A 12,206-nucleotide genomic window follows, 5' to 3' on the forward strand; every position below is an offset into this window, starting at 1 on the left:
ACTTTTTTAACTGAAGCACCCCTTTTAGTAATTGAAGGGGTGTTTTTTTGAGTTATTTTTAAGAACTAAAACTACTTATTTATGCTTAGTAAGTTAATTTTTTGATAATAGATTTTCGTCTTTTAATTCCTTTTGCATTTCATCTCCTATTTCTGCCCCTGTCCTTGCAACATTATTTAGAAAATCTTCATTTCTAAATCCAAAAAATTTCTCAACAAAAAACTCTTTCGGTAAATATTGCTCGCTAAATTTTTGCTGATAATGATTAAACCACATTACCTTAAATAAAACATTTGAAACTTTTCTCTTGATATTACCATTTGAATAGAATAAATCTTTATTATTTTCTTCTTTTATTCCAGACAAAACAAAATCAGGAGTTTGAAATGAAATATTTGAAATTTTCTCATTATTGTCTTGATATGATTTTCGATGTTCTAATTTTTTTGTTTTAAATTGAACTACTTCACCATAATTATAATCTGCTAAAACATAACTCTTAACTTCATCAATTAAAGTTAAATCAATATTTTCATTATTTTCTTTGACCTTCCTGTAATATTTTAAATCATTATATTTCTTTAACAAATCACTATAAATAGTAACTTCAACAAACTCACTTTTATTGGCATTAAAATAAACACAAGTACATTTTTCTAAACTAGCTATTTTATTCCCAGACTCTTCACTATGTGTTTTTTTCTTATGCTCATCTTCATAAAAAATTTCCTTCACCAACATTAAGGGTGATGTTTGAGCGGGAAACTCAATTATTTTATTATGATCTCTAAATAAAGGATGCGATTTAATTGCAACTATATCTCCTATTTCAAAATCCTCATCTTTTTTATTAACAATTTCTTTTTTATTAGCTTTCATTTATTTGATTTTTTACAAAAGTAAAAATAACTATTTTTACAAAAGTAAAGTAAGGAAGTTCTTTAGTTATTGAAATAAAACATTTGTTGAACTATTGTGTTTCTTTTGAAACCACTTAATCAAACCTCTTCTGAGGGTTAATAAATATGTAGATTAAGAGAAGTGTAATTGATTGATTGAATACCTCTCCCAATATTGGGTTCAGTATTAAATCAATCAGGTCTGTACAAATTTCGTGCCACTTTGCTTTCTTATATATTAGTCTGCAAAGTACTTGAATTGTTACAGTCGCAAGTAATTCTAAAGGATTTAATGTAATCATAATTTCTAATGGATTATTCATTGACGTAAAATGACAACGGGAGTCGAGAACTCGGCTAATGGTTCAGTTTCATTGAAATGTTACGTTTTATTTTTTAAAATCCGTGCGAGAACTTCTTTACTACTTTTAAACAAACTATGAACAAAACTAAAGATTGGTTTAAAGACAGAGGATACCCTCACTTTACAAACAAGACTCCGTTATCGATCAAAAAGGATATTGAGAGATATATTTCTAATTCAGAAAAAATTGCTAAACACTCATTTTCACCTCTAATTTTCAAAGAAATCAATCAAAGACGTTATAAACTAAGTGATTTTAATGGAATTGAAAGACGTTCTCATAAAAAACTAGATAAAAATGGAAATATTATTTCCAATACAAAAGTTAGAGAAATTCTCTACGCAACACACATAGACGCACATATTTACTCCTATTATACTCAAAAAATTATAAGTCCAAAATATGAAGAATATTTAAAAAACAACGTTCAACTTTCTAATTCTATTTCTGCATATAGACAAATCTTGACAGAAGATGAGTCAAAATTCAAAAACAATGTACATTTTGCAAAAGACATTTTTGATGAAATCAACAAAAGAGAAAATTGTGTTGTTTTAGCTTTTGATGTAGAAAACTTCTTTCCTACACTAAATCATAAAAAATTAAAATTAATTTGGGCTAAAATTTTAGGTTGTAAAGCATTACCAAAAGATCATTACAATGTTTTTAAAGCTGCTACAAAATTCACATATATTAAACTAAATGATTTAAAAATCAAGAATAAACATTTCGACGAAAAAAAGTTAGCACAACTAAGAAAAGAAGGAAAACATACTTTTTTTAATAATATCAAAGAACTAATTGATTCTGATATAATTATTCATAAAAATCAGAAACATAAAAAAGGTAAAATCATTGGGATTCCACAAGGATTGCCAATTAGTGCCCTTTTAGCTAATATTTATATGCTTCCTTTTGACGAAGCAATTGTAAATGAACTTACAGTTAAAAAAAATGTCTATTACAGACGATATTCTGATGATATTATTGTAATCTGTAAAGAAAGTGAGGTTGAAACAATTGAAAACTTTGTGTTAAATAAGATAAAGGAAATAGACTTAATTATTTCGGAAGAAAAAACAGAAAAAACTTTGTTCAAAAAAGATAATGAGAAATTACAATCATTTCAAATAAAGGGTGATAAATTAATAAAAGATATGCCTCTTAACTATTTAGGTTTCGAATTTTATGGTTATAAAACATTAGTCAAATCTAAAAACTTAGCAAGTTTTTATAGACAAATGAAACAAGCTATAAAAAGAAAATCAAAGAGAATTGAAAAACTCAATGAGAAAAAACTTTTAGATGAATCTCCAATTTTCAAAAGAAAGATTCATAGACTTTATAGCTATAAAGGAGTAAAAACAAGAACTTTACCTTCAAAAAAAAGCGAGTTTAAAAATGGAAGACTCATTGTTAAAACTTTTAATCGTAAATTTAGAGGTAATTATATTAAATACATTTATAATGCTTCAAATGAAATGGACGCTCCAGAAATAAAAAAACAAATACGAAATCATTGGAGGATTATGCAAAAAACGTTGAAAAAATATAATTTTTCAAATGTTAAAAATGAATCATAAATTTACAAACAAAAATACAAGCATATGTCAAACACCCTTATTGTACTAGCCACATTCATCATTGCCTTAGGAATAGGAATTTACTTAGGAAAAATCATCTTTTCGGCTTCAGCAAAAACTACTACTGCTACTTTTGAGGAAAAAATTAACGGATTGCTTTCCCAAATCGAACAATTAAAATCACAATTTCAGTCGGAAAAAGGGACTTGGGAAAAACAATTATCTCATCTTAATCAAGAAAAAGATGGTATTCGCAATGAAAAAGAAGCCTTAGCTATTCAATTATCAAAAAAAGAAGTTGATTTTGATAATTTGTTGGAACGAAATAAAGAACAAAAGCAAGAAGTAGAACAGTTGCAAGAAAAATTCACTAAAGAATTTGAAAACCTTGCCAACAAGATATTAGAAGAAAAATCGACCAAGTTTACTGAGCAAAACAAGGAGAATATAAAAAATCTCCTTTCGCCATTACACGACAAAATCCAAAACTTTGAGAAAAAAGTCGAAGATACCCACAAAGAAAGTATTGATTATCACGCTGCCTTACGCCAACAAATTTTAGGGCTACGCGAAATGAATGCACAAATGAGCAAAGAAACCCTTAACTTGACCAAAGCTCTAAAAGGCGATAGCAAAATGCAAGGAAATTGGGGCGAACTAGTATTGGAACGCGTACTCGAAAAATCAGGCTTAGAAAAAGGTAGGGAGTACGAAGTACAACAAAGTTTTACAAACGACGAAGGGCAACGCCTACAACCCGATGTCGTTATCAACCTGCCTGATGGCAAAAAAATGATTGTCGATTCGAAAGTTACCTTAACAGCTTATGAACGTTTTGTAAACGAGGAAAACGAAACCTTAAAAGAACAATACCTAAAAGAGCACGTACTTTCTTTAAAACGACACGTAGAGCAACTGGGCGAAAAAAACTACCACGATTTATACAAAATAGAAAGTCCAGATTTTGTATTGCTTTTCGTACCCATAGAACCCGCATTTGCACTAGCCTTACAAGAAGATGCCACCTTATACAACAAAGCGTTTGAACGCAATATTGTTATAGTAACTCCATCTACCCTACTGGCTACTTTGCGAACTATTGACAGTATGTGGACCAACCAAAAACAACAGGAAAACGCTTATGAAATTGCGCGTCAGGCGGGAGCCTTATACGATAAATTTGAAGGATTTGTTCAAGATTTAATCAAAATAGGCAAACGAATGGATGAAGCTAAAAATGAATATTCAGGCGCTATGAACAAACTAATAGAAGGTAAAGGAAACCTCATTACCAGTGTAGAAAAACTAAAAAAAATGGGGGCTAAGGCTAAAAAATCACTTCCTGAAGCCATCATCAATAGAGCAGAACAAAATGAAAACAACTAAATAAAAAATAGTATATGCTAAAAAAAATTCTTTGGATAAGTCTAAGCACTTTTACTCTTTGCTTTGCTTTTTACTTTACCATTTTATACTATGCCTCTTATAGTGAAGGTACACGTACAGGTGAACTAATTAAATTTAGTAGGAAAGGTTATATCTTTAAAACTTGGGAGGGCGAATTAAGTCAAGGTCTTTCAGGTAATAAAATTTTTTCTTTTTCTATATTAGATAATGAAGACAACACGATTCAAAATTTAAAAAATCTAGAAGGTCGTTACGTAAAAATAACTTATATAGAACGTTACAAAACGTTTCCTTGGTGGGGAGATACCACTTATTTTGTAACGAATGTACAAGAAGAAAAATCACCTATTTTTAACCGATAGCATAGTACCCCTGTCTACCCTATCAAACAAACCTAGTAACCTATATAATATGCTTTTTTCAAAAAAACACGTGATGATGGGTATATCTTTTTCTATCTTCTTACTTACAAGTTGTAGTAAAGTAGAAGATGAACAAGCTATACAAACAACTGTAAAAGAGAATATAAGTAACGAATCAAAAGTAAAGCTCAAATTTTTAGATGAATACATTTATCCATTAAATGAAAACTTTAAAAATTTACCAATTGGAGGATTATCCGGTATTGATTATGATTTTGAAAACGATTTATATTATATCGTTTCTGATGATCCTAACAATCCTAGATATTACACAGCAAATATTGATATCAAAAATAATAAAATCAACAAACCTATTTTTACAGACATGTTTGTTTTTGATAAAAAGGCTCCTTTTTACTCTTCTACATTTTTAGATTTAGAAAGTATCTTATACCTAAACAATCAAATAATTATATCATCTGAAGGTAATATTTACGGACATCAAAAACCTAGCATATTTAGCTCTGATAAAAAAGGAAATTTTTTATCAGAATTTACAGTTCCTAATATTTTTTTACAAGAAACACGCAATAATGGCTCATTTGAATCATTAACGAAGAGTTTTGATAAACAAGGAATATGGAGTGCTAATGAATTGCCTCTAAAAACAGATGGATCAGAACCTGATTTCCCTCAGACGAATTCTCCTGTTCGATTTACTTATTATGATCAAAACACAAGACAAGCCACAAAAGAATTTATTTACGAATTATCAGCTCTTACTCAACCAAGAATAAATGGTAATGATATGAACGGCGTATCGGATATTTTAGAGTATAAAAAAGATCATTTTTTAGTAATAGAACGAGCTTTTCAAAATGAAAATATTGTAAAAATATTTGACGCATCTATCACAACTAACTCTACCAATTCATTTGGCACAAAAAGTTTGAAATCAGAAAAATATATTCCTATGAAAAAAGAATTAGTTTTGGATTTTAATGATATAAAAAAGTTTTTAAAGCAGACTAAAATAGATAATATTGAAGGGATTACTTTTGGCAAAAATCTACCTAACGGCAATAGAACTATCATCGTTATATCAGATGATAATTTTCAACAATTTGGTCCCCAACTGAATCAATTTATTTTATTTGAATTAATTGAAAAATGATTATTAAGATATTTTTTTGTAATGAATAACACTTTTAAAACCGTAAATGATTCTAGAATAGTCATTTCAGAACTTATGCTCCCATCACATAGTAATTTTAGTGGTAAAATACATGGCGGTTATATTTTATCATTATTAGATCAAATTGCCTTTGCCTGTGCTTCTAAATTTTCAGGTCATTACTGTGTAACAGCATCAGTAGATACTGTAGATTTTTTAGCTCCAATAGAAGTGGGTGAATTAGTAACCCTTAAGGCTTCTGTAAATTATGTAGGTAAAACTTCTATGATTGTTGGCATACGTGTAGAGGCTGAAAACATACAAACAGGAGTAGTCAAACATTGTAATTCTTCTTACTTTACAATGGTTGCAAGAGATAAAACAGGGCAATCAACACCCGTTCCAGGGCTTATTTTGAGCAACTTTGAAGATGTTAGACGCTTTTATAACTGCATTAAAAGTATTTCTAACAGAAAGGAAAAGCAACAACATGAGGACTATTTTAATTATAAAAGCCCAGAAGCTTTGACTCATTTATCAGCATACAACGTAAGGGTTAATTTTTAATCAATAAAGAGACTATTCTAAAAAGTATTAATTTTGTACTAAATCGCCAATCTAGTAGAAAGAAAACGAAACAAAATTAAGCAGCAGAATAAATACAAAACTTTTAGAAAAGTCTCTTTATTTCAGAATAATCTTAAAACACTCTTACTAAATTAAAACCAAAACTGATTTCTCCTTTGCTCCAATCACCTGCTGTTCTACCTAAATAACCTGTATCGTGCATGGCATTAGCATTGGTAAAAAACATTTGAAATATATGGCCTCCTGTTTCTAAATCTACTCCTACAGAAAGAGGGTTTTTGAAATTTGAATTTTTAACCCTATTTAAGTGCGCAGCATAATCTACGTTTAAAGAAAATCGCTTACTTAACTTATAACGGCCTCCCATACCTACTGCAAATTGTGCATTTTTTTGCTCGGGATTAAGAACAACATTTTCATAGAAGAAAGTAGGAGCCAATTGTAATGTTAATTGATCATTAAACTTTCTTGACACTAATAATTGGGAATTATAAGAAAGTCTGTGCTTAAACTCTAGTAATGGATATGCTTCTTTTTTCATAGCTGAATTAATCGCTAAAGCATTATATCCTACTATCGTAAAAGGAAACCCCTCTTTCTTTTGATTCATAATTTTGTACTTAATTCCCGCATCATAAGTCTTACCAAAAGTACTTCTTGAAAAATGTATAGTAACATCATCTACTAATCCATAAACCATTTTTAATTGAGTAGTTGCACCATCTAATCCAAAAAAGTTTTCAAATCCTGAATTTAAAAATCCAAAACGATGGGAAACTATAAAATACAAATCTCCTTTTGATGCCAATTTTGTTGACTCTAAATTTACAATCTTTAAAGATTTAAATGCTGATTCAACAACTTGTGAATCGTTATTTTCTACTCCTTTTAACAAATCATCTTGTGCTTGTAAATTATTACTTAACACAATTGAAAGTCCTAATAAAATTTTTTTTAACATACTTTTTAGTTTTTTAACATCTAAACATCAAATAAATAAATTACATTTGCTGTCATTTGTATAGACAAATATATAAAATTAATCACTAAAATTATTTATTATGAAAAAAACATTTTTGTTTTTAAGCTTTTTAACAATCGGTTTAGCAAGTTGCTCTAAGGACAATGAACCTGCTATTTCAACCCCTACCCCTACCACCACTACCACGACTACTACTGGAGCAAAAGTAACTTATGAAGCAAACGCTAAAGCCGTTTTTACAAATAACTGTATACGTTGTCATGCTGCTTTTGATTCGTATAATGTTGTAAAAACAAACATCGATAAAATCTTAGATAGAATACAAAGAGATGGAGCTGGAGTTATGCCTAGTTCAGGAAAAATGCCTCAAGTTAATATTGATATTATAAAAAAGTGGCAAGCTGATGGCTTATTAGAAAAATAATTTTTTTTAAAAAAAAGCTAAAGAAGCACACTTACCCCTAAAGTGTGCTTGTTAAAAAAAATCAATTAATAATTCACTACTATTAAAACTATATATAAATTATGAAAATACTGTTTTACGCATTAATTCTATTTAGTAGTTTACATTCTTTGGCTCAAGAAAAAAGTATAGCAAAAAATGGGATTGTAACATTTGAGGCATCTGTTGCTACTTTTGAAGAAATAAAAGCGACTAGTTCCTCTGCTGTATGTGTCTTAAACTCTAAAACTGGGGATATAGCTTCTATAATAAACATTAAAACTTTTAAATTTAAAAACAGTTTAATGCAAGAGCATTTTAATGAAAACTATATGGAAAGTGACAAATTTCCTAAAGCTATTTTCAAAGGAAAAATAGAAAACTATAATACTTATAATTTTGATAACCAAACAAAGGTTCAAATAAATGGGACTTTTGAGATTCATGGAAAATCAAAAAACATGCTAGTTCCTGCTATATTAAAAAAAGAGGGAAATAATTATATTCTCAGTGCTAATTTTATTTTAAAACCAGAGGAGTTTAATATTGACATACCAAGTGTTGTTGGTTATAAAATTGCAAAATCAATAGAGGTGTCTACTACCTTTAAGTTAGTAGCCCAATAATTTCAAAAGAGGATTCTATTTTGGTTTTATTTTCTGTTTCTTAATCTATATTTCAGTATTTTCAAATTGATTTAAACGATCTATATGCAGAATTGTTGAGGTAAAATTATTGTTATGCTCATACATGGGTTTAAATTTAGCTCCATATATTATTTCATCAAATGTATAAGAAGTTCTTTTTACCACATTATTACTGAACATATCATCAAAAGCTTTTAAAAAAACCAATACTTCTCCTTTTTTAAATTTAAAATCATTTTCGGAAAAACCATAAAGTGGGCTATTTTCATCAATTATATGTACTAAAGTCCAACTTAGAGTCAATACATTTACATGATCATACTCAAGTTCTAATGGATAAAACTTATTTACCCACTTTTCTTTTTCCTTTACTTTTAAACCCAATGTTATTTTTGCTACTGCGTCTGTTAAAGTTGTATTTTTAAAGGGAGCTACTCTCATCATTAAAGCCAGACCTCCTTGAAAAGGCGTAACTAGTGCATTATGAGAAAATTTCAAATAAGCCCTAGGTTTACTAAATCTACCATACAGCAAACCAGTTGCTAATGCAAAAGCTAACAATCCCATAAGAGCTTCAATAGAGGCTATTGCACTTGTTAGAAAACCCTCTGGATTTATATGGCCATATCCTACTGTTGTAAAAGTTTGTGCACTGAAAAAATATGCTTGTCCAAATTTTTCTAATTCACTTACGGCCGTAATTCCATTCAAATGTTCAATCCCAATAACGTAATATATAGAAGCAAATAAAAAATTAATGATAACAAATACAGTTAAGATTATAAGATGAAATTTCCAAATAGGCAATTGTAATAACGTATGAAACCAACTAATTTGGTCAAATAAGGGGATTCCTGTTTTTACAACATTTGCCGATCCATCCTTACTAACAAAACGACCTCCATAATTTTCAGGATCAGAACCAAAACCTGTATGTTCATCAGTTGTTAGCTTCCTTGTTTTCCTTCCAAATACTGCCATCATTTTTTTTTTCGTAAATTTACCATATTTTTATAAAAAACATTAACTGTGAAATTAACTAAATTATTCCAATCCTTTTTTGAAAGTGAAAAAGCCAGTGGTATCATCTTAATATTCTGCACCATATTTTCTATAACTATAACCAATTCAACTTTTGGAGAAAATTATTCTCATTTATGGCATACTAAAATAGGTGGTTTTTCAATAGAGCATATTATTAATGATGGTTTCATGACTATTTTCTTCTTAATGATAGGCCTAGAACTAGAGCGTGAAATTTATATAGGAGAATTATCTAAAATTAAAAATGCCTTATTACCTATTTTAGGAGCCTTAGGAGGTATGATTGTTCCAGCAGGAATTTACTACCTCACCAATCAAAATACGCCATATACAAATGGAATAGGAATTCCTATGGCTACCGATATCGCTTTTGCCATTGGAATATTATCTTTATTAGGCAATCGAGTTCCTGTTTCTTTAAAAATATTTTTAACAGCTCTTGCCGTTATTGATGATTTAGGAGCTATAGTGGTCATTGCTTTATTTTATTCAACTGATCTGAACTGGATAAATTTAGGAATTGCTATGGGGATTTTTGGAATACTCTTAGTAATGAATAGAATGAAATTTTATAAACTTTGGCCTTATTTAATTTTAGGTATTATCATGTGGTATTTCATGTTGCATTCAGGAGTACATGCAACTATTACGGGTGTTTTACTAGCTTTTGCTATTCCATTTGAAGATGGAACGGAAAATACTATTTCGTACAAATTAGAACATGTATTACACAAACCTGTCGCTTTTTTAATACTTCCTATTTTTGCTCTAGCCAATACAGCCATTACACTATCTTTTGATAACAATGAAGGTCTATTGCCCAGTTATGGTTTAGGAATTATTCTGGGATTATCATTAGGCAAGCCATTAGGTATCACTTTTCTTTCTTGGCTATCTGTTAAGCTAAAATGGGCAAAACTACCAATAGATTTAAATTGGCCTACCATTTTAGGAGCTGGTATATTAGGAGGAATAGGATTTACTATGTCCATTTTTATAGCTCTATTAGCTTTTACAGATGCTACTATAATCAATAATTCTAAATTATATATTATTATTGGTTCTTTATTAGCTGGCATTACTGGTTTATTTTACTTAAAAGCCATTTTAAAAGAAAAAAAATAAGATTTTATATAATAAAACTTAAATCTATCCAAAAAGATTTAGATACCTCTCTCAACACAAGAACCTTATTTATACAAAATCAAGTACTCTAAAAATAAAACAATAGATTTCTAAAATAATTCTATAAATTAAAACACGATAAAGTTATTCTTACTAAATAACCTTATCGTGTTTTATACATTATACTATTTTTATAAAAAAGAGCACTTGAATCCAAATTCGGTATTATACCATTTAAGCTTCAAATTTACTATAATAAGATAGTGTAATTTCTCTTGATCGTGTATTCTGTAGTAAGTTTTGGTTTAAGTAATTTCAAAACTAAAATGATATTAGATATTGAACTTTGCAATGAAGATAAAATAGTAAAGAAATAAAAATATAGGGATTTTTTTCTTGTAGCATGCGGGCAAAGACCGTAATTTAAACCAGATTACGCATTAGACTCGAACGAAATAAATTGGTAAAACAAATCTATTCAACTTTACTTCTCTTCAAATCCGAATAAGTACTCAATTTTTAATCATTAAAATAGTTTATTATTTTTCTTCTAAAATTCTCCGTGAGCACCTAGATTTATTACTAAATTTTGTTTCTCAACGAAGCCTAATATGAAATCTGGGGTAAGCCGTATTAACCAATAAAAAGGAAATCTTTAAAAAAAATAAAAAGGTTGTCCAAAGGTAAAAAATCGAAACGTAATAGATTAAAAGTAAGTATCTAAAAGCAACTATTATACTTTTAATTCACCTCCTTTAATAATAGAAAAACAACATTATTATTTCATCATAATAAATTTAACTTTATCCTACTATTTCCAGAGCACCACCGCTCTTAAAAACTCTCCCTTAACTAAAAACAGCTAAATGGAGTTAAGTAACTTTTTAGACAACCTCTTTAAAGTTGGAGTTAACTAATAAATAGGTCTTTCTTATAGACTATTCATTTTTCTTATTTCTATAGTGTCTTCATAAAAAAAACAAAATGGAAGGTTTTCCAGATTAGTAACAAGCAACTAACAAAGTCAGTTACAAAAACAAAACAACTATATATATAACCCAAACTCGTAATAATTGTAACGGGAAAACCTAACCATTTTGACATTCAAATTATAAAAACAGAAAAACTCTTTTTAAAATTAATTATCATGCACCATTTTCAGATCTTTTAAAATAGTTTCATAAGCTAAAATTGCATTTATAATATTATTTTTATCAGCAAAAGGGGTTATAGATTTTTGACAGCTTTCTGTCTCTGATATAAAATTTTTAATTGCTTCATGTTGTTTATCTAAAAATTTATTATATCCTGAATTTTCAGGTATCCCTACATCTTGCATAGATATACCTGCCTTATTAGTTAGAGCTATAAAAGGGATTCTGTTTGTTAAAACCCGAATACGCTCTAAGTATAGTTCTACCAAGCCCCCTTTTTGCATTTGTTCTAATTCCTTCTTTTCGTGAAATCTAGTAACACGTGCCGTCGGATCAATTATACTTTTTGAAACATTTTTATTTTGAGCGCTTAGATTGTTAAAAAATGTTAAAACAAAAAAAGCCAGAGTTAAAATCTTCTTCATTTTATTAAT

At 28.9% G+C, this 12,206-nt stretch carries 12 protein-coding genes; 8 read left to right on the top strand and 4 right to left on the bottom strand.

What is annotated here, in order from left to right; translation table 11 throughout:
* Positions 1-93 precede the first annotated feature (93 nt).
* Entirely contained in the window at positions 94-879 is a 786-nt protein-coding gene (locus NAB20_RS14480; protein WP_105195895.1) for a hypothetical protein, read from the bottom strand.
* 459 nt (positions 880-1,338) lie between these two features.
* On the opposite strand from NAB20_RS14480, the gene NAB20_RS14485 reads away from it, so the two are divergent.
* From NAB20_RS14485 to NAB20_RS14505, 5 genes are all read left to right on the top strand, one after another.
* Positions 1,339-2,847, top strand: a complete 1,509-nt coding sequence (locus NAB20_RS14485; RefSeq protein WP_105195893.1) for a reverse transcriptase domain-containing protein — start codon at positions 1,339-1,341, stop codon at positions 2,845-2,847.
* Positions 2,848-2,871: 24 nt separating this feature from the next.
* A complete protein-coding gene (gene rmuC, locus NAB20_RS14490) occupies positions 2,872-4,233 on the top strand; it encodes a DNA recombination protein RmuC (RefSeq protein ID WP_105195892.1) in 1,362 nt (453 codons plus the stop codon).
* A 14-nt stretch (positions 4,234-4,247) separates the two neighbouring features.
* On the top strand, positions 4,248-4,616 hold the full coding sequence (locus tag NAB20_RS14495) for a 6-phosphogluconate dehydrogenase (RefSeq protein ID WP_105195891.1): 369 nt from the start codon (positions 4,248-4,250) through the stop codon (positions 4,614-4,616).
* Between the two features lie 73 nt (positions 4,617-4,689).
* The gene (locus NAB20_RS14500) at positions 4,690-5,790 is read left to right on the top strand and encodes an esterase-like activity of phytase family protein (RefSeq protein WP_375605288.1); all 1,101 of its coding nucleotides are present in this window, start codon (positions 4,690-4,692) and stop codon (positions 5,788-5,790) included.
* A 21-nt stretch (positions 5,791-5,811) separates the two neighbouring features.
* Positions 5,812-6,357 (top strand): acyl-CoA thioesterase, encoded by a 546-nt coding sequence (locus tag NAB20_RS14505; RefSeq protein ID WP_105195889.1) that lies wholly within the window; start codon positions 5,812-5,814, stop codon positions 6,355-6,357.
* Between the two features lie 133 nt (positions 6,358-6,490).
* On the opposite strand, the gene NAB20_RS14510 is transcribed toward NAB20_RS14505, so the two are convergent.
* Entirely contained in the window at positions 6,491-7,339 is an 849-nt protein-coding gene (locus NAB20_RS14510) for a DUF5777 family beta-barrel protein (protein ID WP_105195888.1), read from the bottom strand.
* Between the two features lie 100 nt (positions 7,340-7,439).
* Between NAB20_RS14510 and NAB20_RS14515 the strand changes: the two genes are divergently transcribed.
* Together NAB20_RS14515 and NAB20_RS14520 are read left to right on the top strand one after the other, a co-directional pair.
* Positions 7,440-7,784 (top strand): cytochrome c, encoded by a 345-nt coding sequence (locus tag NAB20_RS14515; RefSeq protein WP_127822742.1) that lies wholly within the window; start codon positions 7,440-7,442, stop codon positions 7,782-7,784.
* A gap of 101 nt (positions 7,785-7,885) precedes the next feature.
* The gene (locus tag NAB20_RS14520) at positions 7,886-8,428 is read left to right on the top strand and encodes a YceI family protein (RefSeq protein ID WP_105195887.1); all 543 of its coding nucleotides are present in this window, start codon (positions 7,886-7,888) and stop codon (positions 8,426-8,428) included.
* 45 nt (positions 8,429-8,473) lie between these two features.
* Here NAB20_RS14520 and NAB20_RS14525 read toward each other — a convergent pair whose 3' ends face one another.
* Positions 8,474-9,433, bottom strand: a complete 960-nt coding sequence (locus NAB20_RS14525) for an ion channel (protein WP_308726909.1) — start codon at positions 9,431-9,433, stop codon at positions 8,474-8,476.
* Positions 9,434-9,478: 45 nt separating this feature from the next.
* Here NAB20_RS14525 and nhaA point away from each other — a divergent pair, with 45 nt between their 5' ends.
* Positions 9,479-10,618: a Na+/H+ antiporter NhaA gene (nhaA, locus tag NAB20_RS14530; protein ID WP_088392695.1), complete on the top strand. Its 1,140-nt coding sequence runs from the start codon at positions 9,479-9,481 to the stop codon at positions 10,616-10,618.
* 1,138 nt (positions 10,619-11,756) lie between these two features.
* Here nhaA and NAB20_RS14535 read toward each other — a convergent pair.
* The gene (locus tag NAB20_RS14535) at positions 11,757-12,197 is read right to left on the bottom strand and encodes a hypothetical protein (RefSeq protein WP_127822740.1); all 441 of its coding nucleotides are present in this window, start codon (positions 12,195-12,197) and stop codon (positions 11,757-11,759) included.
* Positions 12,198-12,206 lie beyond the last annotated feature (9 nt).

Origin of the sequence: Flavobacterium davisii (assembly GCF_042182265.1) — a bacterium.
Lineage (GTDB): Bacteria > Bacteroidota > Bacteroidia > Flavobacteriales > Flavobacteriaceae > Flavobacterium > Flavobacterium davisii.